Origin of the sequence: Rhodococcus sp. IEGM 1302, assembly GCF_030056935.1 — a bacterium.
GTDB lineage: Bacteria > Actinomycetota > Actinomycetes > Mycobacteriales > Mycobacteriaceae > Rhodococcus_F > Rhodococcus_F qingshengii.
In genome coordinates, this window is the sequence record NZ_JASHKY010000006.1 from 1 (window position 1) to 25,991 (window position 25,991).

At 63.0% G+C, this 25,991-nt stretch carries 29 protein-coding genes, 1 pseudogene and 2 riboswitches; of the genes and pseudogenes, 8 read left to right on the forward strand and 22 right to left on the reverse strand.

Annotated features, from left to right (window positions below; all coding sequences use genetic code 11):
- From QM609_RS12165 to QM609_RS12190, 6 genes and pseudogenes are all read right to left on the reverse strand, one after another.
- Positions 1-294 (reverse strand): annotated as a pseudogene (locus tag QM609_RS12165) (acetate kinase); the annotation flags it as partial.
- On the reverse strand, positions 291-2,375 hold the full coding sequence (pta, locus tag QM609_RS12170) for a phosphate acetyltransferase (RefSeq protein ID WP_042452123.1): 2,085 nt from the start codon (positions 2,373-2,375) through the stop codon (positions 291-293). The gene pta and the pseudogene QM609_RS12165, both read right to left, overlap by 4 nt.
- A 146-nt stretch (positions 2,376-2,521) precedes the next feature.
- Positions 2,522-3,535 carry a glucose-6-phosphate dehydrogenase (coenzyme-F420) gene (fgd, locus tag QM609_RS12175; RefSeq protein WP_054186924.1) on the reverse strand — a complete coding sequence of 338 codons (1,014 nt, stop codon included), beginning with the start codon at positions 3,533-3,535 and terminating at the stop codon, positions 2,522-2,524.
- Positions 3,536-3,630: 95 nt separating this feature from the next.
- On the reverse strand, positions 3,631-3,978 hold the full coding sequence (locus tag QM609_RS12180; protein WP_003944317.1) for a YidH family protein: 348 nt from the start codon (positions 3,976-3,978) through the stop codon (positions 3,631-3,633).
- Positions 3,975-4,448, reverse strand: a complete 474-nt coding sequence (locus QM609_RS12185; RefSeq protein WP_003944375.1) for an RDD family protein — start codon at positions 4,446-4,448, stop codon at positions 3,975-3,977. The genes QM609_RS12180 and QM609_RS12185 overlap by 4 nt, the downstream gene beginning before the upstream one ends.
- On the reverse strand, positions 4,448-5,182 hold the full coding sequence (locus tag QM609_RS12190; protein WP_054827564.1) for a hypothetical protein: 735 nt from the start codon (positions 5,180-5,182) through the stop codon (positions 4,448-4,450). The genes QM609_RS12185 and QM609_RS12190 overlap by 1 nt, the downstream gene beginning before the upstream one ends.
- A gap of 115 nt (positions 5,183-5,297) precedes the next feature.
- On the opposite strand from QM609_RS12190, the gene QM609_RS12195 reads away from it, so the two are divergent.
- Complete coding sequence (locus tag QM609_RS12195; RefSeq protein ID WP_054827563.1) at positions 5,298-6,239, forward strand: alpha/beta hydrolase; 942 nt, start codon at positions 5,298-5,300, stop codon at positions 6,237-6,239.
- 30 nt (positions 6,240-6,269) lie between these two features.
- On the opposite strand, the gene QM609_RS12200 is transcribed toward QM609_RS12195, so the two are convergent.
- From QM609_RS12200 to QM609_RS29275, 16 genes are all read right to left on the reverse strand, one after another.
- Positions 6,270-6,767: a nucleoside deaminase gene (locus tag QM609_RS12200; RefSeq protein WP_076948810.1), complete on the reverse strand. Its 498-nt coding sequence runs from the start codon at positions 6,765-6,767 to the stop codon at positions 6,270-6,272.
- A gap of 28 nt (positions 6,768-6,795) precedes the next feature.
- Positions 6,796-7,938: an LLM class flavin-dependent oxidoreductase gene (locus QM609_RS12205; protein WP_076948809.1), complete on the reverse strand. Its 1,143-nt coding sequence runs from the start codon at positions 7,936-7,938 to the stop codon at positions 6,796-6,798.
- On the reverse strand, positions 7,935-8,759 hold the full coding sequence (locus tag QM609_RS12210; protein WP_042452128.1) for a DUF1684 domain-containing protein: 825 nt from the start codon (positions 8,757-8,759) through the stop codon (positions 7,935-7,937). The genes QM609_RS12205 and QM609_RS12210 overlap by 4 nt, the downstream gene beginning before the upstream one ends.
- Positions 8,756-10,126 carry an NtaA/DmoA family FMN-dependent monooxygenase gene (locus QM609_RS12215; protein ID WP_058038522.1) on the reverse strand — a complete coding sequence of 457 codons (1,371 nt, stop codon included), beginning with the start codon at positions 10,124-10,126 and terminating at the stop codon, positions 8,756-8,758. The genes QM609_RS12210 and QM609_RS12215 overlap by 4 nt, the downstream gene beginning before the upstream one ends.
- 24 nt (positions 10,127-10,150) lie before the next feature.
- A complete protein-coding gene (locus QM609_RS12220; protein ID WP_063314817.1) occupies positions 10,151-11,269 on the reverse strand; it encodes an LLM class flavin-dependent oxidoreductase in 1,119 nt (372 codons plus the stop codon).
- Positions 11,256-12,878, reverse strand: coding sequence for a dipeptide ABC transporter ATP-binding protein (locus QM609_RS12225; RefSeq protein WP_076948808.1), 1,623 nt, complete (start codon positions 12,876-12,878; stop codon positions 11,256-11,258). Before QM609_RS12225 ends, QM609_RS12220 begins: the two co-directional genes overlap by 14 nt.
- Positions 12,875-13,765, reverse strand: coding sequence for an ABC transporter permease (locus QM609_RS12230; RefSeq protein WP_042925872.1), 891 nt, complete (start codon positions 13,763-13,765; stop codon positions 12,875-12,877). Before QM609_RS12230 ends, QM609_RS12225 begins: the two co-directional genes overlap by 4 nt.
- The gene (locus QM609_RS12235; protein ID WP_003944382.1) at positions 13,758-14,756 is read right to left on the reverse strand and encodes an ABC transporter permease; all 999 of its coding nucleotides are present in this window, start codon (positions 14,754-14,756) and stop codon (positions 13,758-13,760) included. The genes QM609_RS12230 and QM609_RS12235 overlap by 8 nt, the downstream gene beginning before the upstream one ends.
- Positions 14,757-14,758: 2 nt before the next feature.
- On the reverse strand, positions 14,759-16,396 hold the full coding sequence (locus QM609_RS12240) for an ABC transporter substrate-binding protein (RefSeq protein ID WP_003944291.1): 1,638 nt from the start codon (positions 16,394-16,396) through the stop codon (positions 14,759-14,761).
- 137 nt (positions 16,397-16,533) lie between these two features.
- Complete coding sequence (locus QM609_RS29210; protein WP_019749498.1) at positions 16,534-16,638, reverse strand: putative leader peptide; 105 nt, start codon at positions 16,636-16,638, stop codon at positions 16,534-16,536.
- A riboswitch (SAM riboswitch) is annotated at positions 16,632-16,726 on the reverse strand. Its footprint overlaps the gene before it by 7 nt.
- A 17-nt stretch (positions 16,727-16,743) precedes the next feature.
- Positions 16,744-17,334 carry a GNAT family N-acetyltransferase gene (locus QM609_RS12245; protein ID WP_054826010.1) on the reverse strand — a complete coding sequence of 197 codons (591 nt, stop codon included), beginning with the start codon at positions 17,332-17,334 and terminating at the stop codon, positions 16,744-16,746.
- 8 nt (positions 17,335-17,342) lie between these two features.
- Positions 17,343-18,452: an FAD-dependent oxidoreductase gene (locus QM609_RS12250; RefSeq protein WP_064443279.1), complete on the reverse strand. Its 1,110-nt coding sequence runs from the start codon at positions 18,450-18,452 to the stop codon at positions 17,343-17,345.
- A 10-nt stretch (positions 18,453-18,462) separates the two neighbouring features.
- On the reverse strand, positions 18,463-19,434 hold the full coding sequence (locus tag QM609_RS12255; RefSeq protein ID WP_007726832.1) for an ABC transporter substrate-binding protein: 972 nt from the start codon (positions 19,432-19,434) through the stop codon (positions 18,463-18,465).
- Between the two features lie 34 nt (positions 19,435-19,468).
- Positions 19,469-20,254: an amino acid ABC transporter ATP-binding protein gene (locus QM609_RS12260; RefSeq protein ID WP_076948807.1), complete on the reverse strand. Its 786-nt coding sequence runs from the start codon at positions 20,252-20,254 to the stop codon at positions 19,469-19,471.
- Positions 20,251-21,225 carry an amino acid ABC transporter permease gene (locus tag QM609_RS12265; RefSeq protein WP_003944440.1) on the reverse strand — a complete coding sequence of 325 codons (975 nt, stop codon included), beginning with the start codon at positions 21,223-21,225 and terminating at the stop codon, positions 20,251-20,253. Before QM609_RS12265 ends, QM609_RS12260 begins: the two co-directional genes overlap by 4 nt.
- 110 nt (positions 21,226-21,335) lie before the next feature.
- Positions 21,336-21,413 (reverse strand): putative leader peptide, encoded by a 78-nt coding sequence (locus QM609_RS29275; RefSeq protein ID WP_350318888.1) that lies wholly within the window; start codon positions 21,411-21,413, stop codon positions 21,336-21,338.
- Between the two features lie 7 nt (positions 21,414-21,420).
- Positions 21,421-21,515, reverse strand: a riboswitch (SAM riboswitch).
- Between the two features lie 199 nt (positions 21,516-21,714).
- Here QM609_RS29275 and QM609_RS12270 point away from each other — a divergent pair.
- The 7 genes from QM609_RS12270 to QM609_RS12300 all read left to right on the forward strand — a co-directional run bounded on the left by QM609_RS12270 (position 21,715) and on the right by QM609_RS12300 (position 25,989).
- Positions 21,715-22,482, forward strand: a complete 768-nt coding sequence (locus QM609_RS12270; protein WP_003944404.1) for a sulfite exporter TauE/SafE family protein — start codon at positions 21,715-21,717, stop codon at positions 22,480-22,482.
- 37 nt (positions 22,483-22,519) lie between these two features.
- Positions 22,520-23,335 (forward strand): HAD-IIA family hydrolase, encoded by an 816-nt coding sequence (locus tag QM609_RS12275; RefSeq protein WP_003944345.1) that lies wholly within the window; start codon positions 22,520-22,522, stop codon positions 23,333-23,335.
- Positions 23,336-23,625: 290 nt separating this feature from the next.
- Positions 23,626-23,850, forward strand: a complete 225-nt coding sequence (locus QM609_RS12280; protein WP_179090794.1) for an alternate-type signal peptide domain-containing protein — start codon at positions 23,626-23,628, stop codon at positions 23,848-23,850.
- Complete coding sequence (locus QM609_RS12285; RefSeq protein ID WP_179090793.1) at positions 23,772-24,182, forward strand: alternate-type signal peptide domain-containing protein; 411 nt, start codon at positions 23,772-23,774, stop codon at positions 24,180-24,182. The genes QM609_RS12280 and QM609_RS12285 overlap by 79 nt, the downstream gene beginning before the upstream one ends.
- 4 nt (positions 24,183-24,186) lie before the next feature.
- Positions 24,187-24,753, forward strand: a complete 567-nt coding sequence (locus QM609_RS12290) for a hypothetical protein (RefSeq protein WP_054186917.1) — start codon at positions 24,187-24,189, stop codon at positions 24,751-24,753.
- A complete protein-coding gene (locus QM609_RS12295; RefSeq protein WP_054186916.1) occupies positions 24,750-25,403 on the forward strand; it encodes a signal peptidase I in 654 nt (217 codons plus the stop codon). Before QM609_RS12290 ends, QM609_RS12295 begins: the two co-directional genes overlap by 4 nt.
- Positions 25,387-25,989 carry a SipW-dependent-type signal peptide-containing protein gene (locus tag QM609_RS12300; protein ID WP_054186915.1) on the forward strand — a complete coding sequence of 201 codons (603 nt, stop codon included), beginning with the start codon at positions 25,387-25,389 and terminating at the stop codon, positions 25,987-25,989. Before QM609_RS12295 ends, QM609_RS12300 begins: the two co-directional genes overlap by 17 nt.
- Positions 25,990-25,991: the final 2 nt, after the last annotated feature.

Sequence of the window (25,991 nt, forward strand, 5' to 3'; positions counted from 1 at the left end):
GATGTCACCACCGTGCACGACTCGGTGACCGACTGCGATGATTCCGGCCTCACTCAGCGGCCGCCCGACCTCGGCGACGATGTCGAGCACCATCTTCAGACCTGCGCGGTGATCGGCGATCGGAAGGCTCCGGTCTTCGACTCCGGTGCGGTGGTTGTAGACGATGTGGCCGTCGGGCTCACCGATGCGCTCGATGAGACCGTGCGCCACCGATTCCGCCGTATCCGGATGCACGAGTTGAAATTTGATGGATGACGAGCCGGAATTGATGACCAGTACGGTGCCGTCGCTCACGCTTGCGCTCCCTGTGCCTGTATTGCCGTGATAGCCACGGTGTTGACGATGTCCTGGACCAACGCTCCACGCGAGAGGTCGTTGACCGGCTTGTTCAGTCCCTGCAGAACCGGCCCGACGGCGATAGCACCGGCGCTACGCTGCACTGCCTTGTACGTGTTGTTGCCGGTGTTCAGGTCCGGGAACACGAACACCGTTGCTTTGCCCGCCACCAGCGAATCCGGCATCTTCTTGTCGGCGACACTCTGCTCGACGGCGGCGTCGTACTGAATGGGCCCTTCCACCAACAGATCCGGTCGACGCTCGCGCACCAAAGCGGTCGCGGTGCGAACCTTGTCGACGTCGGCTCCGCTGCCCGAATCGCCGGTGGAGTACGAGAGCATCGCGATGCGCGGATCGATCCCGAACTGCGACGCCGTCTGTGCGGACGAGATCGCGATGTCCGCCAACTGCTCCGACGTCGGGTCCGGAACCACGGCGCAGTCACCGTAGGAGAGAACGCGGTCGGCCAGGCACATCAGGAAGATGCTCGAGACCGTCGAGACACCGGGGGCGGTCTTGATGATCTCGAACGAGGGTCGAATCGTGTGAGCGGTGGTGTGGGCGGCACCGGAGACCATGCCGTCGGCAATTCCCAAGTGCACCATCATCGTTCCGAAGTACGAGATGTCGGCGATCACCTCGCGGGCCCGCTCGATGGTCATGCCCTTGTGAGCACGCAGCGCGGTGTATTCCTGTGCGAAGCGCTCGGTGTACTCGGACTGCGCGGGTGCGAGTACCTGCGCGCCGCTGATGTCGACGCCGAGTTCCGCTGCGCGTCGACGCACACTGGGTTCGTCACCGAGGATCGTCAGGTCGGCAACCTGGCGCTGCAGCAGCCGGCCGGCCGCGCGCAGGATCCGGTCGTCGTCACCCTCAGGCAGGACGATGTGCTTGCGATCGCGTCGAGCACGATCGATCAGCTTGTACTCGAACATCTGTGGGGTCACGACGGACGGGATCGGCAGTGCCAGTCGGTCCATCAGGACGTCGGCGTCGACGCGCTGTTCCATCAAGCTCAACGCGGTGTCGACCTTGCGCTGCGAACCGACTGCCACGCGTCCGCGGGTTTGGGCTGCGGCGCTTGCGGTGTCGAAGGTACCGAGGGTTGTCGTCAGGATCGGAAGACGCTGTTTGAGGCCGGCCATCAACGCCGCGATGGCCGGGTGCGGCGTGATCCCGCCATTCATGATGATGCCCGCGAGCGACGGAAATCCCTCCGCCTCATGCGCATTGAGCAACGCGAGCAGTACGTCCGAGCGATCGCCCGGTGCGATGACGACCATGCCCTCGACCAGACGCTCGAGGATGTGCTCGGCGGTCATGCCGCCCACCATCACCTTGAGCGCTTCGCGGTGCAGCAGTTCCGGGTCACCCGAATACAACTCGCCGCCGGTGGCCTCCATCAACTCGGCCATCGTGGGTGAGACGAGCAACGGAATCTCCGGCAGGCTCCACGTCGGAACACCGATGTCGGACAGCGCTGCGGTGACCTCGTCGAGCTTGTCGGGATCGCAACGATTGGCGACGACCGCGAGCAGATGAGCGTGGTTGGCGGCCAACTCGGCGGCGCATAGATGCGCGAGCTGGGCGACCTCCTCGACACTGCGCCGAGCGCCGCGTACCGCCAGCAGAACCGGCGCGCCGAGGTTCACGGCGATGCGGGCGTTGAAGCTCAGCTCGCTCGGGCTTGCTACGTCGGTGTAGTCACTTCCGATGATGACGACGGCGTCGCACTGCTCGGCCACGGTGTGGTACTTCGCGACGATGTCGGCCAGCGCGGCTTCAGGATCGGCGTGAACCTGCTCGTAGGTGACGCCGAGTGCGTCGGCGTAGGAGAGATCGGCGGTGGTGTGCTCGAGCAGCAGTTCGAGGATGTAGTCGGTTTCCTCGGTAGAGCGGGCGATCGGGCGGAAGACACCGACCCGGGCGACGGTCGCGCACAGCATCTGCAGCACGCCAAGCGCGATGGTGGATTTTCCGGTATCACCTTCAGGAGAGGCGACGTAGACACTCGACACGGCAGCGGGCGCTTCTGGCATGCCCAACAGCCTAGTGTGGGCCGCCGCCCACCTTGCCACTGATCGTGGTCACGCTCACGCTCGTGCCGACAACCGGCGGCTACGAGAAAGACGAACGGTGCCTGCCACACGTCGAGTGGCAGACACCGTTCAGTTGATCTCGAGGATCAGCCCAGAGCACGCAAGCGAGGCGCGAGGTCACGCTCGAACAGTTCGAGGAACCGGCGCTGATCATGGCCCGGTGCGTGGAACACCAGGTGATTGAGACCGGCATCGACGTAGGCCTTGACCTGCTCGACGGCGTCGTCCGGATCGGAAGCGACGATCCAGCGCTTGGCCACCTGCTCGATGGGCAGAGCGTCGGCAGCGGCTTCCATTTCGATCGGATCCTCGATGCTGTGCTTCTGCTCCGGCGTCAGGGACAGCGGAGCCCAGAAGCGGGTGTTCTCGAGTGCAGCCTCCGGATCGGTGTCGTAGCTGATCTTGATCTCGATCATCTTGTCGATGTCGGCGACGTCGCGCTCGGCCTTGGCTGCGCCCTCGGTAACGGCTGGAAGCAGCTTCTCGGTGTAGAGCTCCATGCCCTTTCCGGAGGTGCAGATGAAGCCGTCACCGGCACGTCCCGCGTACCGGGCGACAACGGGTCCGCCGGCCGCGATGTACACGGGAATGCCACCCTCGGGAACGTCGTAGATCGACGCGCCACGAGTGGTGAAGTACTCGCCTTCGAAGTCGACACGATCGCCCAGCCACAGCTCACGCATCAACCGCACGGACTCACGCAGCCGCGCGAAGCGTTCCTTGAACTCGGGCCACTCGCCCTGGAAGCCGGTGGCGATCTCGTTGAGAGCCTCACCGCTGCCGACGCCGAGCATGATGCGTCCCGGGTAGAGACATCCCATCGTCGCGAACGCCTGAGCGATGACTGCCGGGTTGTAGCGGAACGTCGGCGTCATCACGGACGTGCCGATCTGCACGCGCTCGGTGCGCTCACCGACGGCGGTCATCCAGGCGAGCGAGAACGGTGCGTGGCCACCGTTGTGGCGCCACGGCTGGAAATGATCGCTCACCGCAACGGAATCCATGCCGTGCTGCTCTGCCAGAACTGCCAGCTCTACCAGTTCGCGAGGGCCGAATTGCTCAGCCGATGCCTTGTATCCGAGCTTGAGTTCCTGCGCCACCGTGCACTCCCTTGTCGTCTGTTTCGTTTACTTCTCTGACATGCTTCACGTTCTTTGCAGACTATCCAGACACCGCTCGGACTTCTCTGCGTATCTCAGCGAGCGAGGCTGGTGACCACCGTTGCCACGCCGGCTGCGACGGCAACCCCGGCCAGTGCCAGTGCAAACAGCCACAATGCGTGCGGTTCCGGCATCGCCGCTCCGTCCTCGAGCGCCTTCTTCACCTGTAGCCAGCGTCGCATACCTACCAGTGCGGCCGCCGCCGCGAGTGCGATAAGGGTCAGACCGAGAGTCGTGCGAACCCACCCGGTACTCCATTCCGGTACCAACTGGACGACGGCGATGCCTCCGGCCAGCAGGGCGAGTGAGCTACGCATCCAGGCGAGGAAGGTGCGCTCGCTGGCAAGGGTGAAGCGCTCGTCCGGGCGGTTCGGTTCACTCATGCGTGCTCACCTCCGTGCGGTGCCACCAGATCCGGGTCCTGACGCCAGTCGTAGACGACCTCGGTGCGCAGAACGATGTCCTGCAACGAACGTCGTCGTCGATCGACCGCCGACCACAGCAATCCGAAGGCGAAGAGCACGCAGAGCACCGCACGGATGAAGGCCAACGGCCAGCGCACGAGGCGATGCCCGGACGTGATCACCCGCAGCCCCATCACGAGGGACCCGACGGTCCGACCGGTGGTCGCCCAGCAGGCGGTCAGATACGCCACCGAGACACCGAGAAATGCCGTCGTGGACAGGAAGATTCCCGGTTCCGAGAAAGTGAAACTCTGTGGCGAGAAGAGCAGTCGGACGAAGGCGAAGCCCACGTACACGGAACCCATCAGGAGCAGGACGACGCCCAGGTCGATCAGTCCGGCGAGTCCACGGGTGACGATGCCGGCTGGGCCGGAACTCTCCTGGGCCACTAGCGTTCGCCTGCGTTCGTCTTCGGATCGGTCTCTGTCGACGGTTTTTCTGGTGAAGGTTTATCTGATGACGGTGCGCTGTCGCGGCCGAAGAGTCGCCCGACGAAGCCGGCGACAGCGTCGTCCGCCTGCATGCCCTGCACTCGAGCTCCGTGCACGGCTTCCGTGGAGAGTGAACCGGTCGATTCACGAATCATCTGGGGCAGGTCGACGCCCTCGATGACCTGGTCGGCGATCTTGACGAGGTCGATGCGGTTGACCTGGCGTTCGAGGTCGACCGTGTCGACTATCCCGTCGAGATCGAGGCGATCGATCACCGCTTTGACGTCGAGGCGGCTTGCGATCTCGTCCACGTCGACCCGGTCGATGATCGGTTCGAGCGAGACCCGTTCGGCAATCTTGTCCACGTCGATGTTCTCGGCGATCTTGTCGATGTCCACGTGGTCGACGACGATCTTGGTGATGTCGACTTCGGACAGAGCAGCGTCGACGACAGCTTTGATCACCGTCCGCAAGGTCGAGTCGGCGAACTCCACGGTCGAGTGCATCGCTTCCGTGCCGCGAGTGGTGACCTGGGTGATCGCGCCGTCGAGTGCGTCACCGACGACAGGGATCCGCTGCACGGAATCAAGTGCGAGACCAGCGGTTCTGCGCGCCGCACCAGCCGTGATCGCGGCCAGCCCGAAGGCCAGCCGAATCACGTCGGATTCGGGGTGGTGCGACTGCGATCCCACGCAATTGTCTCCATCTTCTTATACGACTGTTACCCGGACATTCGTCACTCCTCTTCGCATTGTGCCACTGTTGGAAGGCACAAATACGCTGTCCGGCTTGCGCCTGGGGGGAAATATGAAGACACGTCGTTTCACGGTTCGGCTGACGATGGCGGTGGCCATGGCCGCCGGCTTTCTCGGCCTCAGCGCGCCGACCGCGAGCGCGGATTCCGTGGTCAGTCGCATCGACGTCTACTCCCCCTCGATGGACCGCTGGATCGCCAACGACGTGATTTCGCCGGCCGGAGGAGGCCCGGCCCCGACCTTCTATCTGTTGACCGGTGTCGGCGGCGGCGAGGACGGGATCTCGTGGTTCAACAACACCGGAGTTCGTGACTTCTTCGACGACAAACACGTCAACGTGGTCATGCCGGTCGGCGGCAAGTTCAGCATGTACACCGACTGGAACGCCGACGATCCGGTGCTGGGCCGTAACAAGTGGCAGACGTACCTCACCAAGGAACTACCGGCGGCGGTCAACGCTCGGTACAACACGACCGGTGTCAACGCACTCGGTGGTGTGTCGATGGCCGGCGGACCGGTTCTGGACCTCGCGATCCAGTCGCCGGGCACCTACCGCGCAGTCGGCTCGTACAGCGGCTGTCCGCGCGCCGGCGACCCGCTCGGCCAGGCAGCGGTGCGCTCGATGGTCGAGATACTCGGCGGCGGCAACGCGGCCAACATGTGGGGGCCGTGGGGTAGCCCGCAGTGGGCGGCGCACGACCCGTTGATCAACGCCGAGAGACTGCGTGGCACAGCGCTGTTCATCTCGACCGGCAACGGCCTCCCCGGCCCGGTGGACGGAATCAACTCGCTGGCGATGGCCGCCGGCGTCGTTCCCGGCGCGGTCCTCGAAGGCATCACCAACATGTGCACCGCTGCCCTGCAGGGGCGATTCGGTCAGCTCGGCATTCCCGCGACGTTCAGCTTCCGACCCGAAGGCACCCACACCTGGGGGCTCTTCGAAGCCGACATGCGCGCGTCGTGGCCGATGATCGCGGGCGCTATCGGGGCGTGAGCCTCACGGCCCTCCTTACAAGCCATGGCGTCAGGTGAGACTGCGCGCCCAGTCCCGCATCCCGGCGGGGCCAGTGCCTGTGGCGTATTCAGCGAACAGATTTCGCGCTTCGTCACGGCGGATGCCGCCGAGGACTTCACGCGGCTTACAGAAAAACGGAAGTTCCACAGGCGGCGCCCACAGCTGCACGAGTTCCGCCGCACCGTCGTTCGGGGATTCGAGAGCGAACCACACCCGGGTCACGCCGAGCGTGATCGCGGCACCCATACACATGAGACATGGTTCGAGATTGACCGCCAATGTCAATTCACCGGACGCTCGAGTGAATCCGAGAGCCTCGTCGGCCTGCAAGAGCGCTTGAAGGTCCGCATGGACTACCCGTCGGCCGAGTGCCCGTTCTTGCGTATACGCCCGCCCGAGCACACGGTCGTCGTCGAACACGACTGCGCCGATCGGCATCTCCCCGAGCTCCATGCCCTCACGCGCTACGTCAAGAGCAACCGCAAGGGCATCTCGAGGTGAAAACATCACTCGACACTAATGGACCAAGGCAAACTCACGCTGCCAGTAGTGCGGGTAGTCCCCATTCCTTGGCAAGCAGCTCGTACGAGCGCAGACGATCCTCGTGCCGATGGGTCACCCCGGTGATTACCAATTCGTCCGCTCCGGTGAGCTTCTGCAAACTGTCGAGCCTGTCGGCGACGGTAGACGGTGAACCGACGAACTGCGTGATCAGCCGATCCTCCACCACTGCTTTGTCGGCGTCGGAAAGTGGGAGCGCTGTCGCGGGATCGGGGTACGGGATGGCGCCGTGTCCGCTGCGAATGCTGTGCGTCCAGTGCGCGAAGGTCGACGCCAACTCTCTCGCCGTCGCATCGTCTTCCGCAGCAACAACATCCGCGGACACGACGACATACGGCTCCGACAGGACGTCCGACGGACGGAATGCTGTGCGGTATGCCTCGACGGCATCGAGCGTACTCGACGGCGCCACATGGTAATTCGCACCGAACGGCAATCCGAGTCGTCCGGCGAGCTCGGCACTGGGGCCCGCGCTGCTTCCGAACACCCACAGTTCGACGTCGGCATTCTCGCCGGGACTGGCGTGCAATTCGATGCCGTCGCGGGTTCTGTAGGTACCGTTCAGGAGCGAGCGTATGTCGTCGACCTGCTGCTCGAAATCGGGCGCCTGCGCGCCCGGAAACGCCAATGCCTCGAACGACGCCTGCAATCGCGGTGACGTGAGAAGACCGGTTGGATCGACGGGCGCCGGGATCACGACGCCGTCGCGTACGACGTTCTCTCGCTTCGATTCTGCCGGCGCAGGCGTTCCGGCAGCGACCGCGCGAAGTGCCTCCACCCGACGCTGTCCGCTGCGCCCGATGCCGAGATCGATACGACCCGGATACAACGCTTCGACGGTACCGAAGGCCTCGACCACCTGAGCCGCCGTGTTGTTGCCCAGCAGCACGGCGGCCGAGCCGACGCGAATGGTGTTGGTGGCGGCCGCGATCAGCCCGACAAGCACTGCTGGCGACGAAGAGGCAACACCGACGAAGTGGTGTTCGGCGACCCAGTAACGCTTGTATCCCCACGCTTCGGCAGAACGAGCGAGGTCCAGCGAGTTCCGCAAAGCCTGGCGGGCCGTTCCGCCCTCACTGATCGGCGAGAGGTCGAGTACGGACAGCGGCGCGCTCACCTCGGTCCGCTTTCGGAGCGGGTGTCTGGTGTCTTCTCGCCGGCTTCCACCGCGAACGCCAGGCGGTTCTCGGCGGGGGCCACCGGGCACGTCGCGTAATCGGTGAACGCGCAGGGCAGGTTCGACGCCCGATTGAAATCGAGGACTACCGCGCCACCGGGTTCAGGTGCGCTCACGTGCAGCGAGCGGGCGGCCGGGTAGGTGGACACACCACTGGTCGCGTCGGTGAACAGGATGTGAAAGCCGTTGTCCCTGCCCGCGAACGCAATCAGCGTATGCGTTGCACCGTCGTGTTCGAAGCTGATGGTTCCGCGGGCGTCGTGATGATGCTCGAGGCGCTCGACGACCGCACCTGTCGTCACCGTGCGAGCCTCCTCGAAGGCTGTGAAGACACCCTCGATGCGCCACTGCGGGTTCGGCTCGAAGGTCGGGATACCACTGAACTGCGCCAATGCCGGGGCCGACGAATCGTGGATCCGCAGAGCCACCTCGCCGGTGCGGCGGATGACCTCGACCAACCGCGCGCCCTGCTTGACGATCAGTCCCGGCGCCCCCTCGATCGGATTCAGAGTGGCCGAACCGTCCACTGCGACGCCGTCGATCGAGAGGTCGTCTGCGGGCGTCGCGGTGACGACAACGGCATTCGCGTCGGCGCGCCATGCACCGGGCAGGTCCGCGAAGGTGGAATCGGTGTCCACCAGCCAATGCAACGCAGTCAGGCTCAGCCAGCCGAGGGGTTCGCCGAAGGTGGCGTCGCGCGAGGCGTGCCAGGCATTCCAATCGCCGGTGAAGGTGCTGGTGGAAGTGTCGGTAACGGTCATGATGCGCGGACTCCTTCAGCCTGCTCGTGCGGGTGACGCAGCCCGAGATGGCTGCGCAGGGTGGTTCCTGAGTACTCGGTCCGGAAACTGCCGCGGTCCTGTAGTTCCGGTACGACGGTGTCGATGAACTCGTCGAGGCCCGCGGGGGTGATGTGGGGAACGAGGATGAATCCGTCGCTTGCGTCGCCCTGGACGTAGCTGTCGATCTCGGCAGCGACCTCGGCGGCGCTACCCACGAACTGTTGGCGGGCAGTCACTTCGATGATGAGTTCACGGATGCTGAGGTTTTCGGCCTCGGCCTTGGCACGCCACTGATCTGCGACCGCTCGCGGATCCTTGACGTGGCGGACGCGTCCGCGGGTGATGTTGACGTCGTCCGACGGATCTTCCTTCGGCAACGGGCCGTCGGCGTCGTACTGGGAAAGGTCTCTGCCCCAAACCTGTTCGAGAAAAGCGATGGCAGTCTGGGGTCCGACCTGCTGCCGCCGGATGTGATACGCCTTCTCCTGTGCGTCCGCGGCGTTGTCACCGAGCACGAAGGTGGCGGCGGGGAGAATCTTGAGGTCTGCGTGCGTGCGTCCGTACTTGGCCAGGCGTCCCTTCACGTCGGCGTAGAACGCCTTGCCTGCTTCGAGCGTTCCGTGCCCGGTGAAGATCGCGTCCGCCTTGGCGGCTCCGAACTCGCGTCCTTCGTCGGAATCACCGGCCTGCAACAGAACTGGGTGCCCTTGGGGACTCCGAGGAACTTCGAAGCGTCCGGTGATATCGAACTGCTTACCGGCGTGGTGGAACTGACCGACCTGCTGGTCGGTGGCAAAAACGCCGCGCTCACGGTCGACGATCGGACGATCGATGCTCCAACTGTCCCACAGCGTCCGTACTGCGTCGACCAACTCGTTGGCGCGTGCATACCGCTCGGAATGCTCCAGATAGCCACCGCGGCGGAAGTTCTCGCCGGTGAAGGCGTCCGAGGAGGTGACCAGGTTCCAGGCGGCGCGGCCGTCGGAGAGATGATCGAGCGTCGAGAACTGCTTGGCCAACTCGTACGGTTCGTTGAATGTGGTGTTGATCGTCCCGGCCAGGCCGAGATGCGTTGTCACACCGGCAACCGCATTGAGAATGCTGAAGGTGTCCGGGCGACCGACTACGTCGAGGTCGTGAATTTTGCCCTGATGCTCGCGTAGGCGCAAACCCTCTGCGAGGAAGAAGAAGTCGAACAATCCGCGTTCGGCACTGCGGGCGAGATGCTCGAACGAGCTGAACTCGATCTGACTCTTGGACGCCGGATCGGTCCACACCGTGGTGTTGTTCACGCCGGGAAAGTGAGCGCCCAGATGGACTTGCTTGCGAATCCTGTTCTGTGTCATCGGTGTTCCTGTTCTCTACTCGCGCTACGCGAACTGATTGACGGGCAACTGGAAGCCCAACCGCTCGCGCAGCGTCGGGGCGGTACTCGGTCGCGGATTGAGAGTTGGCACTACGTCCGTCGCGATCTTCTCCACGGCGGCGGCCAGCGCCAGTGGACGCAGAACCACACCGTCGATCCCGGCGAGCCCACCGATCTCACGCAGCAGCGCAGTCAAACCCGCGCTGTCACCGCGATAGAACAGCGAGTGCGGGGCATACGGCGCTCCCGCCCATTCCTCGAGTTCCGCCAAAGCGTCGTCGGCGGCACCGCGATCGGCGCCGAGGAGCACGTCGACGTCGAGGAGAACCCGCACGCTGCGCCCGAGGGCGGCGGCACTCGCGTGGACCAGCTTGGCCGTAGTTTTGGCCTCGGCGAGATCGGTTGCCGAGATCCGAATCAGATCTCCGCGCGCAACCGCGAGTTCGCGAGCCTCCGGCCTGCTCGCGTCGACGGCGATCAGCGGCTGCCCCTGCGGGGAGCGCGGCGTGATGGACGGGCCCTTGACGGAAAAGTTCTTTCCCTCGAAGTCGATGTAGTGCAGCTTGTCCCGATCGATGAATCGTCCGCTCGCAGCGTCACGTATCTCGGCGTCGTCCTCCCAGCTGTCCCACAGCCGACTGACCACCTCGACAGCCTCGGACGCTTCCTCCCACGCAGACTCAGGACCCTGCACTGTCTTTCGGCCGAACAACGCCGCCTGCTCGGCGGTGTCGGACACCGCGACCTGCCAACCGGCCCGCCCAGCAGACGAGTAGTCGATACTCGCGACGGCCTTGGAAATGTGGAACGGCTCGGTGTGCGTGACTGTCGCAGTGGGGATCAGACCGATGCGCGAGGTCACGGCACTCAGCCGCGCCGCAGTTGCCACCGCCTCCAATCTCCCGCGCACTGCGTGCCGGCCTTCGGATTGCAGTCCGAACGAGTCAGGGAGGAACGCCAGATCCACCCCACCCCGATCCGCGGTGGTCACCAGGTCCACCCAGTACGACGGTGTGAATAGATCTTCGGCGCGTGAGTCCTCGCGTCGCCAGGAGTACGGATGAGCTCCGGTGCCCTCGAATTCGAGACCGACCAGGAATGCTCCGGAACTACGCTCGGACATGTTCGGCCTTTCGTGTCGAATGATCCCGCCCGGGGATCGCCTCGAGAAGTGTGCGTGTGTACTCGTTTCGGGGATTGTCGAAAATCTCGGTGGTAGTGCCAATTTCGAGCAATCGCCCGGCCTGCATGACGCCGACGACGTCGCTGATCTGGCGAACAACCGCCAGATCGTGGGAAATGAAGAGATAGGTCAAGCCCAGTTCTCGCTGCAACTCGTCGAGTAGCGCCAGAATCTGCGCTTGCACCGAGACATCGAGAGCGGAGACGGGTTCGTCGAGAACGAGCAGATCCGGCTTCAACGCGAGCGCACGAGCGATCGCCACCCGTTGACGCTGGCCGCCCGAGAGTTCGGCCGGTTTGCGGCTCAGGAACTGCTCGGGAAGTGCAACCTGATCGAGCAACTCTGCTGCACGACTCTGCTGCTGGCTGCGTCCACCAACCTTGAAGGCCCGCAGCGGCTCCGCAACGATGTCCTGGACCGACAATTTCGGGTCGAGGGATGCATAGGGGTTCTGATACACGAGCTGGATCCTTCGGCGCAGCTCACGCAGGTCGCTGCCCTTGACCTTCGTGATGTCCTGGCCGTCGAAGGTGATGGTGCCTGCGTCCGCCTGCTCCAATCGCACGGCAATGCGTGCGGTGGTCGACTTGCCGGAGCCCGACTCCCCCACCAGCGACACCGTCTGACCCCTCGGAACAGTCAGCGACACTTCGTTCACCGCGGTTATCGAACTCCCGCGTCCGACGTTGAAGTGCTTGGTGATTCCCGTCAGGGTCAGCAGCGGGCTGGTGTCCTGGCGGACCGGGCGAACGACTGGTCCCGAGGACAGGCTCGGCGCAGAGCTCAGAAGTTTCTTCGTGTACTCGTCTCGCGGGTTGTCCAGAATATCCGCGGTGCGGCCGGATTCGACGATCCTGCCGCCCTGCATCACCAGGATCCGGTCCGCGCGGTCTGCGGCCACACCCAGGTCGTGCGTGATCAGGAGCACGGCAGCACCGGATTCGGCAATCCGCTCGTCGAGATGGTCGAGAATGCGCCGTTGAACCGTGACGTCCAGAGCACTGGTCGGCTCGTCGGCGATTACGAGGGCCGGGTTCGCGACAAGCGCGATACCGATCAGAACGCGTTGCCGCATACCGCCGGAGAGCTCGTGCGGGTACTGGCGTGCTCGGATTTCCGGCCGGTCGATACCCGCGCGCTCGAGCACCTCGACGGCGTCCAACCGGGCTTTGCGACGGTCTGCGAGGCCGTGGATCCGGAGGACTTCTGCAACCTGGTCGCCGATCCTCGTCACCGGGTTGAGCGAGGTCGTCGGATCCTGCGGCACCAAACCGATACGCGCGCCGCGGATTCGCTGCCACGCACGGTCGGAATACGAGTCGATCTGTTCACCCTCGAACTCGACGGTCCCGCCGGTGACGTGGCCACTGCCGGCGAGCAGACCCAATATCGCGTGGGCCGTGGTCGACTTACCGGAACCCGATTCCCCGACCACCGCAACTACTTCGCCCCGACCGACGGTGAAGCTCACGCCGGATACCGCGGGCTCGGCGCCGTAGGCGATCTGTAAGTCGGTGACGGAAAGCAACTGTTCCTCGGTCGTGCTCATCGCCGGTTGTTCCTTTCGATCTCGTGGCCGATACGGTGTGCCGAGATGACCACGGCGACAATCGCGAGACCGGGAAGTGTGGTCATCCACCAGGCATTGGCGAGGAAATTACGTCCCTCGGATACCAGCGATCCCCATTCCGGGGTAGGCGGAACGGCGCCGAATCCCAAGAAGCTCAGTGCCGACACCGCCAGTACTGCCTGCCCGAACTCGACAGCGGACAGCGCGACCACCGGCGCGTAGGAGTTGGGAAGCACGTGCCGACGCAGGACACCGAGCCACTGCACACCCGAACTGAACGCGGCCTCGACGTACTGAGCTCCGCGCACCCGCATCACTTCGGCACGCATCACTCGCGCGAAATTGGCGACCATACTGACGCCGACAGCAATGGCGACGTTGATGGTGCCGAAGCCGAGTGCGGTCACCAGTGCCAACGAGAGCAGCAGCGCCGGAATGGACAGCAGCACGTCGACGATGCGCATCAGCACGGCGTCGACGACGCCACCGACAAAGCCCGCGAGCAAACCGATTATCGATCCCGCCACCAATGCGATTCCGACCGCCACCAAGGTTGCGGTCAGGGACAGCGCGGCGCCGTGCACGAACCGTGTGTACAGGTCACGACCGAGATTGTCGGTTCCGAACCAGTGAGCCAGGCTCGGGCCCTGCAGTTTGTCCGCCGGGACACCGGACAACGGATCGCCGCTGGCAAAGAATCCGGGTGCGACGGCAAAGCCGATGGCAAGCAACACGATCAACACCGGAATCACCAAGCCGGGCTTTCGGATCCAGCCGATGGCCGTGGACTTTCGGCGCGAAACAACAGGTGCCTTCGCCTCGACGGTCGGATCGAGGAGTAGGGGTTCGATCAATGTGTCAGACATGAGCCGGCTCCAGATCGGTCGAGCTTTCGGTATTCGACTTTTCGGTGTGACTCTTCTTCGTCTGGATGATCCGTGGATCTATCAAGGGGTAGAAGAGGTCGACCGCGAGGTTGACGAGCACGAACACGAGAGAGGCGAACACAACGACTCCCTGCACCACCGGGATGTCCTGCGCCATCACCGACGTCTGTGTCAGACGGCCGACGCCCGCGCGAGAGAACACCGTTTCCACAACCACCGAGCCCGCCAGCAGCGTGCCGACCAGTACACCGGCGATGGTGAATGCCGGAATGCTCGCCAGTCGCAACGCATGACGGGTCTGCACGCGCCAGCGGCTGGCGCCCTTGGCATACGCAGTCTCCACGTGCGGCGAACGCAGCGTCGACTGCAGGCTGGTCGTGAGTACCTGCGCGATCACCGCGCCGGTCGGGATCGCCAAGGTGATCGCCGGAAGAATCACCGTTGCGAATCCCTTGTCTCCGAATGCCGGGAAGATGTGCAGACGGAACGAGAAGAGTTGCAGAAGAATCAGGCCCACCCAGAAAGTGGGCACTGCCACACCCAGCGGCGGCAGCGAGAACAACAGATTCGCGAGCCACCGCTTGCGGGTGTAGGTAGCGAAGAACGCGATCGCCACTCCGAACAACACGGCCAGAACCAAAGCGGTGGTTGCCAAGACCAGAGTGCTCGGCAGCGCCGAGAAGATGGCATCCGTCACCGACTGACCGGTGGAGATGGACGTACCGAAATCGCCGCGAAGAGCATTCGTCAGCGACGTCCAGTACTGCACCCACACCGACTGGTCCAAGCCGTACCGTGCCCGAAGCTGATCGAGCGCAGCCTGATCCACTGCAACACCCTGACCGGACGAGTCGGCAGCCATGCTGACGGGATCACTGGGCAGGAGGAACAGAATCACGAACGAGATGGTGAAGGCGGCCCACAGAACCACTGCGGCCTGGCCCAGTCGGGTGAGTACGTATCGAGTCATGATTACTTACCCGACAACCATGCGTCGTAGAACTGCAGGCGCGAGGAGGCTTCGAAGTTCAGGTCCTGCACACTCGATCCGGCGCCGATGGCCTGCGAGAGCTCGATGGTGGGGATGGAGAGTCCACGGTCGAGGATCAATTCCTGTGCGGTGGATACCAGTTCGCCGCGTTGGCCGTTGTCCGTGGCTGCAAGCTGGTCTGTGAGTACCTTGTCGAGCTCCGGATCTGCGCCGCGACGGTTCAGGTTGCGGCCTTCGGTGCTGAACGATGCCCGCAAGATGTCGGCGTCCGCGCGAGTGCTGTTGTAATACAGCGAATCGTAATCACCCGATACTCCCTTCTCGGTCCATTCACCGTTCGAGACCAGGTTGAGCTGCAGGTCGACGCCGACCTTCTTGAGCTGCTGCTGCACGAGCTCGAGGATGGCCTGGTTACCCGAGAACACCGGACTGAAGGTGACGCTGAAAGTGAGCTTCTGCCCGTCCTTCTCGCGGATACCGTCGCTGCCGGTCTTCCAACCAGCCGCGTCGAGGAGTTTCGCCGACTTGTCGGCGTCGTACGTCACGACACTGGATTCGTCGCTGTAGAGCGGAGTGGTGTGAGCCAGCGGGCTCGTGGCCGGGAAGAACGACGGATCCAGAACGGTGTCGACGAGTTCTTGGCGGTTGATCGCGGGAATGATGGCCTGACGAACAGCCTGATCAGCGAGAACGCCGCGACTGACGTTGGGCTGGAAGAAGAAGCTCACACCCGGGTTCGGCCTTGTGAGGATTCGTCCACCCGCGCCCTCGATTTGCGGCGCATCCTGCGGAAGCGCATCGCTGACCGCATCGAGCTGGCCGGAGGCCACGCTGCCCGCCCGCACACCGGATTCGGGAACCACCGTGAAGTCGACGCCATCGAGGTACGCCTCGCCCTGATGCGCGACCGCATCCGAGGCCCAGTTGTATCCCGCACGCTTGGCGATCTTGACGCTCTTGTCCTGCTGCCAGTCGGTGTACACGAACGGTCCGGAGGCGATCACCGCTGCACCGGGGCAGCGCTGCTCGGATGCCAGCGCGGTGGTGGAATCGGCGAGGATTCCGAGCTGTGGTGTCGAAGTTGCCTGCAGGAACTGAACATTGGGTCCGGAGAAATTGATCTTCGCCGTGTGAGCATCTACGACGTCGGTACCGGTGTACGAGGACAGGTAACTCTTCGCCAACGACGCGTTCGGTCCCAGGTTCTTGACCGAGTCGAAGGTCTTCTTCACCGAATCCGCCGTCACCGGGGTGCCGTCGCTGAAGGTGGCGTCGTCGCGAAGGACGAACGTGAAGCTAGCGGCGTCGGGGCTGATCTCCCAGCTCTTGGCGAGCCACGGGGTGATCTCTCCGGTGTCGGGATTTTGATCGGTCAGCGAATCCACCACGGTCCGAGTGACATACACGGTCTGGTTACTGCCGGCCTGGGCCGGATCGGCGCACGTCGGCGCCTGCGACAGACCGTAGCGAAGGGTTCCGCCGGACTGGGCGGGGCCTGCGTCGGCAGCACTGTCACTCCCGCTGCTGCAGCCGGCGAGGACGGTGCCGAGAACCGAGACAGCACCGATACCGGCGATTACGGTCGCGCGTTTGCGGGCACCGAATGAGGGCGAAGACACCAAGAACTCCTAAAGAGGCATGCCGAAGAGCGCACCCGTCGCCTGAGACGAGAAAGGCGATCGAGCACGAATCACTTGTGAGAGAAGAGAAAACAGACTTGTCGACGACTCGCCTGAGTGTGAATGACTGACCGAGGTCAGTTGGTACAGAAAGATCCCGCGGTGCGGCACAGGTCTACGTGACGACGCGACCAGGCGGTATCGAAACCGCCTTCGACTGCCTTCATTTCGTGTTCCTCCATCGGTCCTGGCGGTAGCACCCGCACCCGATCACTCGGGGGGTTGCTGCGACTTCAATGAGCCAGGTCTCTCGGTCGCTCTGGATGGTCGTTCGCAAGTGTACGAGGTCAAACCCGGGTGTTGTCAACCCGGTCGGTAGGAATTGCTGCTCGAGTCACATTTTCGAGCACCCGAAGCTGCTTCTCGAACGGGTGGACGCCCACTTCTTCGGGCGAGAGCGAAGCGTCGTAAAGCGGTGTGTATCCACTGGACAGATACAGCGCGACGGCCTCGGGTTGCCGAGGGCCCGTCGTGAGAAACACCCGGTTGTATCCACGAAGTTCGATCTCTCGTTCCAACTCGCGAACGACGGCCTTGCCGAGGCCGCGCTTCCGATAGTCGACCGATGTCCAGATTCTCTTCAGTTCGGCAGTGGTGGAATCGAATTGACGAAACGCACCACCGGCGATCGGCAGACCGTCGTGGGTGAGCACCAGAAGCGCACCCTGCGGGTAGGCAAATTCTTCTGCCGGATACGTCGTGAGATCCTCGAGCATCGCTTCGCGAGTCCCGCCGTAACGCGAACTGTATTCGAGTGCCAACTCCGCGATCAGTGGAGCTGCCAAGGGATCGTCCTGCGATACCGAATAGACCTCTACCGCTCCGACACCCTCGAGCTGTCGAGTTCCGAGCTCCAGTGCCACAACACTTTCCTCCATGAATCTGGTCAACGCTCCCCCAGCCTGAAAACTTCCGGAGCGAGGGTGGTTCCGTCGACGAGGTCCGCCACAAGTTCACCCAAGGCCGGACCGAACTTGAACCCGTGCCCCGAGAATCCCGCCGCCACCGTGACGGCGCCGACTCGGTCGATGACGAAGTTACTGTCCGGCGTGCTCGTGTACAGGCACGTGATCGACTCGACACGGGTGGAATCGACGCCGGGCAACCACGACTCGGCGTACTGGGCCAATCGCCGCTCTCCGTCGACGTCAGGGGTGTAGTCACGGGTCTGCGGAGTCACCACCGGCCCGGTCGCGTGTTCGCCGATCTTGATCCCGTCCTCGGAACCGAGCCCGTAGATCCCCGCGGTCTCCAATTCTGCGCCGGTGTGGTGAACGAAACTCGGCCACTCGACTCCGGGATCGAGCGGTGCGAAGTGTGCTGGTTGTTCCTGTGTCGTGCGCAGTGTCGGCAATACGATCTCGGAGCCGAGACCGCTGTCTGCGATCAGGTCCGCAGTCCACGCACCGGCCGCGATCACGACCTGACGAGCTGCGAGCGTTCCACTGTCCGTCACCACGTCCACGCCGTAGGACGCTCGCGCGAGTGCCAACACCCGAACATCGTGACGGACCTCGGCACCGGCAAACACCGCTCCCGCCTTCAGAGCGGTCACGGCGCGGTCCGCGTGCAACCGGCCTGCGTCGGGGTGATGGAGCACCGTGGTGTCGAATCGCAGCCCCGGCCAACGGGCGGACGCCTCGGCAGGAGTGAGGATCTCACCCTTGATGCCCGCCTCGCGAAGTATCTTCGCCTTGGACTGCACTGCCTGCGGCAGGCCGTGATCGACGGCACCGGTGAGTTCCAGGAACCCGATGTCCGTCGTGGTCTCCAACTCCCGCCACAGCGGCAGCGCGCCGGCCGCCAAACCTGTGTACAGGTGATTGTCGTACGCCTGCCGGTAGATACGCGAAGTACCGTGCGACGCACCGTGCTTGTGACTCGGCCCGAACTGTTCCAGCTGAACTACGCTACGTCCGCGTGCCGCGAGCCGCCATGCGGCGGAGGACCCGACGAGTCCTCCGCCGATGACGATCACATCGAGAATCTCACTCATGGACGAGAGCTCACTTGGTCTTCGGAAGGCCGGGCGGGTTGATCAGGGACGTGTCGACGGCTTCGCTGGTGATGTTCCAGCGCTCGAGGATCTGCTGGTACGTGCCGTTCTCGATCGTGTGGTTGATCGCGTCGTTGATCGCCTTGATCAGGCCGTTGTCCTTCTTCACCAGCACCGCGATCTGCCCCTGCAGGGTGTCGCCGGCCCCGGAGAACTCACCGACAACCTCGGTCTCCCCCGACTGCTTGGCGTGGAACTGCGACGACGGGTTCGGGCCGAAGTAGGCGTCGATCCGGCCGGACTGCAGCGGGAGGTAGTAGTCGGTGGTGTTCTGGTAGTAAGAGATGTCGGTAGGCGCCAGGCCGGCCGCGACGTTCTGCTCACTCCACTTGACCAGCAGCGCTTCCTGATTGGTGCCCGAGGAGACGGCGATCTTCTTGCCCGCGACGTCCTTGGGTTCCTTGATGGAGATTCCGGCACCCTTCTTGGCTTCGAAGGCGAGGGTGTCGAGACGGTAGGTCGCGAAGTCGTACTTCTCCTTACGCTCTTCTGTGACAGTCACATTGGAGAGGAAGGCGTCGGCCTCACCGGAGTCGATCCGGACGAAGTTCTGTGCCCAATCTGCTGTCTGCAGGTCGACCTTCAAGCCGAGAACGTCACCGATCAGATAGGCGAAGTCGGTCTCGGAACCGATGAGGGTGGTGTCGTCGTCGGCGTAGAAACGGAGCGGCGGAGCGGAACCGGCACTACCGGTGACGCGCAGCGTGCCACGATCGCGGATGTCCTGAGGTAGCTCGGCGGCGATTGAATCCACCTTGTCGGTGGTGATGCGGTTCTGATCGGCCGTGAGGTTGTAACCCGCAGCAGCGGTGACCTGGGCGCCGTCGGACTCGGCGTCCGCGCTGCTGCATGCAGCGCTGAGCAATCCGACGGTGGCAAGCGCCGAGATCAGAAAAGTCGCGCGACGGGATGTGGAGAACATCAATTTTTCCTTCCGGGAATGAGTCTGGGTCGCGTCAGAGGACGCGGGAGAGAAAGGCTTTGGTCCGTTCGTGGACCGGATTGTCGATCACCTGCGAAGGCGGGCCCTGTTCGACGATGACGCCGCCGTCCATGAAGACCGCAGTGTCCGCCACTTCCCGAGCAAATCCGACCTCGTGTGTGACGATCACCAAGGTGGCGCCGTCACGGGCCAGCTGAGCCAGGACTTCGAGAACCTCGCCCACCAGTTCCGGGTCGAGCGCCGACGTCGGCTCGTCGAAGAGAATGACCGCCGGCCGCAGTGCCAGCGCTCGCGCTATCGCGACGCGCTGTTGCTGGCCACCGGAGAGTTGGCGGGGATACTCGTCCGCCTTCTCCCCCACTCCCACTCGCTCGAGCAGTGCGCGGGCCTCGCGGTACACCTCGTCACGATCACGCTTCTGGGCCGAGAGCGGCGCTTCCACCACGTTTTCCAACGCGGTCAGGTGCGGAAACAGGTTGAAGTTCTGGAACACGAATCCGATGTGCGAACGCTGTTTCAGGATCTCGCGGTCACGCAGTTCGTGGAGTCGATTTCCCTTGCGCCGGTATCCGATCAGCTCTCCGTCGATCCGTACGGTTCCGCGGTCGACCTTCTCGAGGTGATTGAGGGTTCGCAGCAAGGTGGACTTACCGGAACCCGACGGACCGAGAATGACGGTCACTTCGCCCTTGCGGACCAGGAGATCAACGCCGGCAAGTACTTCCAGCGTGCCGAAGGACTTGTGAATTCCGCGCGCTTCGACGGCATACACCGTCTCTTCGGCCAGTTCTGCGGTCATCGGGTCGCACCTCTCGGAATATCGAGACGCGCATCGCGAATCTCTTCGAACTTCTTGCGCGCCTTCTGTACCGGAGTCAACGGAAGCGCACGGGCGGATCCTCGTGCATAGTGGCGCTCCACGTAGTACTGACCGATCGAGAGCAACGTCGTGAGGATGATGTACCAGATCGTGGCGACCATCAGCAGGGGCACGACTCGTCCGTTGCGGCCGAAGATGACCTGCACCTGGTAGAACAGTTCGGCGATTGCCATGGTGGAGACGATCGACGTTCCCTTGAAGAGTCCGATGACCTCGTTGGCGGCGTTGGGGAGGATCGCTCGCATTGCCTGCGGGAGAACGATCTTGAAGAACTGGCGACTGCGCGGAATACCGAGCGAGTGAGCAGCTTCGATCTGACCGTGATCCACCGAGATGATTCCGGAGCGGATGATCTCGGCCGAGTATGCAGCCTGGTGCAGCGCCAAACCGATGACTGCCGCGGTGAATCCGCCGATCACACCGCTGACCTGGAAGGTGAAGAACTCGGGCCCGAAAGGTATTCCGAGAGAAAGCGTCTGGTACAGGTATGTGATGTTGAACCAGAAGAGCAGCTGCACGATGAGTGGAATCGAGCGGAAGGCCCAGATGTAGGTCCAGGCGATCACCTGCAGGACCGGGTTTTTCGACAACCGACCGAGTGCCAGGAAAACACCGAGACCGAATCCGAGGATCGTCCCCCACAGGGTCAGTTTGATCGTCATCCACAGCGCGGCGAGCACTGATTTCGCGGTGAAGTACTGCGCGAACGTCGGCCAGTCCCAGCCGGGGTTGACGACGAGCCCGTGGATGAACTGAGCAAGCAGGACCAGCACGACCGCACTGATCACCCAGCGCAGCGGGTGCCAGGTGCGAGCGACGACAAGCTCCGAGTCGGGTAGTTGCGACTCGGACACCGACTTTTCGGGGCGGACATCGGTGGGCGCGCTCACGGCGCGCTACCTGACGGAGTGGACATCACGAATAGACCTTTCGGGGAAATGGGAACGCAGCTGTGTCCTCGAGTTGGTGTGCTCGAGTTGCGAAGACGACGAGAGTTCGGTCAGCGACAGTGACACGAAGCGGTGCGGCACAGATCGATGTGACGTCGCTTGTGCGCAGCGTGCGAAGTGGTACCCATGTGATGCCTTCCATCGGTCCTGGCGGTAGCACCCGCTCCCGATCACTCGGGGGGTTGCTGCGACGTCGACGAGCCAGGTCTCTCGGTCGCTCTGGATGGTGAGCAAAGACTAGACGCGAAATGTCGAGTCGTCAAATGTTGTATTTCCCTGCACTGCAAGGGAAATGAAGGGTCCACGATGTTGAAATCGCATTGATTCCAACGGTGTCCGAAGCCGCGTTCGGCGTGTTGAATGGAGCGTTCGAATGAAGACCGGGACCGCCGTCCGGACTGACTTTTCCTCTGCCGTACCGTCTGCGGAGTGAGTGGACTCGACGCTTTCTTCATCTTGTTGGCCGGTATCGGCGCGGGCGCGATCAACGCCGTGGTCGGCAGTGGAACGCTGATCACGTTTCCCACCCTGGTCGCCTTCGGCATGCCGCCCGTGACCGCAACCATGTCCAACGCGGTCGGGCTCGTCGCCGGCGGAGTTTCGGGTACCTGGGGCTACCGACGTGAGCTGTCCGGACAGTGGGACCGACTGAAGTGGCAGATTCCGGCGTCCCTCGCCGGAGCACTACTCGGTTCGTGGTTGCTCATGCACCTACCCGAGAAACTGTTCGAGACCATCGTTCCGGTGCTCTTGGTCCTCGCTCTCGCGCTCGTCCTCCTCCAACCACGCATCCAGGCGTGGGCCAAGAAGCGTTCCACCGAAGAAACGACGCTGTCCACCAAGAGGCTGATGCTCCTGACCGCCGGCACTTTTGCAGTCGGCATCTACGGCGGATACTTCACTGCCGCGCAGGGCATCCTTCTCATCGGTGTGATGGGTGCCATCCTCCCGGAAACCCTCCAGCGCATGAACGGCGCGAAGAACCTGCTGTCGCTGCTCGTCAACATCGTTGCAGCAGGGATGTACATCACTCTGGCATTCGATCAGATCAATTGGGCAGCAGCCGGTTTGATCGCCGTCGGCTCACTCGGTGGTGGCGTCCTCGGCGCCCGCTACGGACGGCGCCTGTCCCCCACTGCATTGCGCTACACGATTGTCGTCGTCGGCCTGATCGGCCTGTGGCGCCTTCTCGCTTGACCGCCCACATCGGGCGCCACCCGCACATACTGGAGTAATGACCAGTACAGAAGATCAGACCGGTTGGACCTACCTCATGGACATGGACGGGGTTCTCGTCCACGAGGAGCACTTGATACCTGGAGCGGACACGTTCCTGGCAGAGCTGGCGTCGAACGACATCCCGTACATGGTGCTCACCAACAACTCCATCCGCACCCCGCGTGACCTGCGAGCACGCCTGCTCAATTCGGGACTCGACATCCCGGAGAAGTCGATCTGGACGTCAGCGCTCGCAACCGCGACGTTCCTGGCCAACCAGCGGCCAGGCGGCAGCGCCTACGTGGTCGGCGAATCGGGCCTGACCACTGCCCTGCACGACATCGGTTACGTCCTGACGGACAGCGACCCCGACTACGTCGTCCTCGGCGAGACGCGAACGTACTCCTTCGAGGCAATCACCACCGCCATTCGCCTGGTCGAGCGTGGATCGCGGTTCATCGCCACCAACCCGGACGCCACCGGGCCGTCGCGTGACGGCTCGCTGCCGGCCACCGGCTCGGTCGCGGCACTCATCACCAAGGCAACCGGACGCGATCCCTACTACGTCGGCAAGCCCAACGCCTTGATGATGCGCTCAGCCCTGCGGTCCATCGGCGCTCATTCCGCCAATACGTTGATGATCGGCGACCGCATGGACACCGACATCGTCTGTGGCCTCGAAGCCGGACTGCAGACGATTCTGGTGATGACCGGGATCTCGACCCGCGCGTCGGTAGAGCTCTATCCCTACCGCCCGACCATCGTCCTCGAGTCGGTCGCCGATCTTGTGGGAACAACAACCGATCCATTCCGTAGCAACACAAACAATTGATTCAAATTGCAAAACAAAACCGAAACTCGGTAATTAACTGGTAAAAAACAGCAGATTTGCCAAGTTCCGACTCGTCCGCTTTGTCCAACTGAACAAACCAACGGTTTTATTCGCACCAAACTTACAAACGAGTAGTTAGACGCAGGTCAAAGATCATTTCGACACCGAGTGACAGTTGGACTCCAGTCGTAAAATTGATTTTTCGAAAAGTGGTAACGAATCGTTTGCCGTGTCTGATACTCATGTCTGAATGGCCCCATTTCGGGTCCCAGACATGAAATGAGATTTTCATGAAGAAGCAGACCAAGGGTGCGATCGCTGCTGCGGCGGCCGGTGCCCTCCTCCTCGGCGGTGCCGGCTCGCTCGCAGTCTGGAGCGATTCGGCCGACGTCAGTGGCGGCGGGCCCGTCACGTCCGGCGCCCTCGACCTGAGCTCTTGCGCACCGGTCGGTGGCGGTGGAACTCCCTCAACCCGACGAAGACCGCGATCACCAACATCTCGGCTTACCGAATAGTCACCACCGAGAGCATCGAATACACCTGCGACGTCACTGTGACCGCAGTGGGCGATCGTCTCGCGGCTGTTCTGACCGCTGATACGGCCGGAATCGTTCCGGGTGCGAACAGCGCCGAGCTTGCCGCTGCTGTCGTGCCCGTGACGACAATCAAGGACACTGGCGGCAACCCGATTTCGCAGATCACCAAAGCCCAGAACGGAACGATCGTCCACGTCGGAGTCCGGCTGAACTTCAACGAGGTGGCCAATCAGGTCGCGCAGAACCAGTCGCTGAACTTGTCGGCGATGAAGTTGGTCGTCACTCAGACAGCACTGACACCGGCCCCGTAATTTCATGAGGAAAAAGGTCTGGGGAGCGATCGCAGTCGCGGTGGCTGCTGTAGCGGTGTTTGCATCGTCACAGCAGTCGCTCGCGCTGTGGTCCGATTCGGCGAGCGCGAATGGCGGTACGGCGACAGCCGCCAGCGTCAACCTCACGGTTGGTACATCTGCCGGAACCAGTGCGGCGTACACCCTGGCGAACTTGACGACGGCCGCGACGCCCGTTGTCCCGGGAAACACGGTGCAAGCACCGCTCACCGTCAAGAATTCGGGGGCTGATCCTCTGCAATGGCGAATGCAGTCGACGACCGCATTTACGGGATTCACGTTGACCACGTACGGAGTCGCCAACGAAGGCGCCTGCCCTGCCGGCGTCAACACCGCGGCTCCGGCAGTGACCCCACTGACGTCCGGATCGATGAATGCATCGCTGCAGTACCCGGTTTCACCGGCGTACATGCCGAGTCCGCTGGTCTCAGGCGGTACGTACATTCTGTGCTTGCGACTCACGGTAGGCGTCGGGGCGGTCTCAGGTGCAACAAGCACCACGACCTTGACCTTCCAGGCAGGTCCGGTATGACAAAACACTCCACGAAGCGCACCGATCGCACCGATCGCACCGGCCCACTCTGGTGGATCACCTCTATCGTCAGTTGGACACTGCTGCTGGCAATTTCGGCAGTCATCGTCGCAACCATTGTCGTTCCCTTCTTTGCCGGAGCACAGCGCTTCACGATTCTGACCGGTTCGATGCGCCCGACGTACAACCCTGGATCACTGGTAGTCGTCAAACCTGTCGATCCGTCCGAACTGGGGATCGGTACACCTATTACGTACCAGCTGGAATCGGGTCAGCCGACCGTCGTCACGCACCGGATCATCGCCACAAGTGAAAACCAGAAGGGTGAAAGAACTTTCATCACCCAGGGCGATGCGAACGGTGAGCCTGACGAGAAGGAAGTACGGCCGGTGCAGATCCGGGGAAAGGTCTGGTACAGCCTGCCTTATCTCGGTTACGTGAACACCTGGCTGACGGGAGAGCAGCGCACCGTGATCGTGGTGATCGTAGTGACCGCTCTACTGCTGTACGCGTCGTACATGATGATCAGCGGCATCCGTGACGGCCGGAAGGAGCGAGCTCGAGCCCGATTCGCTCCTGACCCTGCAACTTTCGCGCCCGCAGACTCCGCCCAGATCGAGAAAGGCCAGCACGATGCCCTCGCGCCCTGACCGTCCGGCCCACCGGATTCGTCACCTGTTGACCAGCACGCGTTTTCGCGCGCTGCTCGCACTGGGGATGGTGCTTGGCGTCGGCGGTGTGACCACGCTCGCGGCCTGGACGTCTTCCGCCACGGCAACCTCGGGCAACATCACGACGGGTTCCATCAATCTGCAGTTGAACAGCATTGCCCAGCCCATTCTGACCAGGTCTCTGAATTTCAGTGAGCTTGGCAAGTCCGGAATGATTCCCGGCGATTCGAATACCGCTCTGATCAAGGTCAACAACCTGGGCACAGGGACAACTGTCCCGCTGAAGTACACGATCACGTCTACGAGTAGTGGTGCGTTGACGACCTCTCTACGAATGACGGTTTCCTCCAACGGAACTGTTGCCAACAAGTGCACTGACGGCGCCAACGTGGTGTCCTCGCTCGCGCTGACACTCACCGCGAATCAAGCCATCGGTAGCCCCGACCGCCCACTGGTGGTCGGGGCTACCGAGAATTTATGTGTCTCGGTGCAGCTTCCGACAACACCGACACCGCCGACGAACAGCACGTCGAACATCGTCCTGACCTTCGCGGCAAAGGTGTGATG

Bases quoted from the DNA above. Each gene is read 5' to 3' on its own strand.
- pta (WP_042452123.1), bottom strand. From the start codon at position 2,375: ATGCCAGAAGCGCCCGCTGCCGTGTCGAGTGTCTACGTCGCCTCTCCT.
- QM609_RS12180 (WP_003944317.1), bottom strand. From the start codon at position 3,978: ATGAGTGAACCGAACCGCCCGGACGAGCGCTTCACCCTTGCCAGCGAG.
- QM609_RS12195 (WP_054827563.1), top strand. From the start codon at position 5,298: ATGAAGACACGTCGTTTCACGGTTCGGCTGACGATGGCGGTGGCCATG.
- QM609_RS12200 (WP_076948810.1), bottom strand. From the start codon at position 6,767: ATGTTTTCACCTCGAGATGCCCTTGCGGTTGCTCTTGACGTAGCGCGT.
- QM609_RS12210 (WP_042452128.1), bottom strand. From the start codon at position 8,759: ATGACCGTTACCGACACTTCCACCAGCACCTTCACCGGCGATTGGAAT.
- QM609_RS12215 (WP_058038522.1), bottom strand. From the start codon at position 10,126: ATGACACAGAACAGGATTCGCAAGCAAGTCCATCTGGGCGCTCACTTT.
- QM609_RS12220 (WP_063314817.1), bottom strand. From the start codon at position 11,269: ATGTCCGAGCGTAGTTCCGGAGCATTCCTGGTCGGTCTCGAATTCGAG.
- QM609_RS12225 (WP_076948808.1), bottom strand. From the start codon at position 12,878: ATGAGCACGACCGAGGAACAGTTGCTTTCCGTCACCGACTTACAGATC.
- QM609_RS12230 (WP_042925872.1), bottom strand. From the start codon at position 13,765: ATGTCTGACACATTGATCGAACCCCTACTCCTCGATCCGACCGTCGAG.
- QM609_RS12235 (WP_003944382.1), bottom strand. From the start codon at position 14,756: ATGACTCGATACGTACTCACCCGACTGGGCCAGGCCGCAGTGGTTCTG.
- QM609_RS29210 (WP_019749498.1), bottom strand. From the start codon at position 16,638: ATGGAGGAACACGAAATGAAGGCAGTCGAAGGCGGTTTCGATACCGCC.
- QM609_RS12245 (WP_054826010.1), bottom strand. From the start codon at position 17,334: ATGGAGGAAAGTGTTGTGGCACTGGAGCTCGGAACTCGACAGCTCGAG.
- QM609_RS12250 (WP_064443279.1), bottom strand. From the start codon at position 18,452: ATGAGTGAGATTCTCGATGTGATCGTCATCGGCGGAGGACTCGTCGGG.
- QM609_RS12255 (WP_007726832.1), bottom strand. From the start codon at position 19,434: ATGTTCTCCACATCCCGTCGCGCGACTTTTCTGATCTCGGCGCTTGCC.
- QM609_RS12260 (WP_076948807.1), bottom strand. From the start codon at position 20,254: ATGACCGCAGAACTGGCCGAAGAGACGGTGTATGCCGTCGAAGCGCGC.
- QM609_RS29275 (WP_350318888.1), bottom strand. From the start codon at position 21,413: ATGGGTACCACTTCGCACGCTGCGCACAAGCGACGTCACATCGATCTG.
- QM609_RS12275 (WP_003944345.1), top strand. From the start codon at position 22,520: ATGACCAGTACAGAAGATCAGACCGGTTGGACCTACCTCATGGACATG.
- QM609_RS12280 (WP_179090794.1), top strand. From the start codon at position 23,626: ATGAAGAAGCAGACCAAGGGTGCGATCGCTGCTGCGGCGGCCGGTGCC.
- QM609_RS12290 (WP_054186917.1), top strand. From the start codon at position 24,187: ATGAGGAAAAAGGTCTGGGGAGCGATCGCAGTCGCGGTGGCTGCTGTA.
- QM609_RS12295 (WP_054186916.1), top strand. From the start codon at position 24,750: ATGACAAAACACTCCACGAAGCGCACCGATCGCACCGATCGCACCGGC.
- QM609_RS12300 (WP_054186915.1), top strand. From the start codon at position 25,387: ATGCCCTCGCGCCCTGACCGTCCGGCCCACCGGATTCGTCACCTGTTG.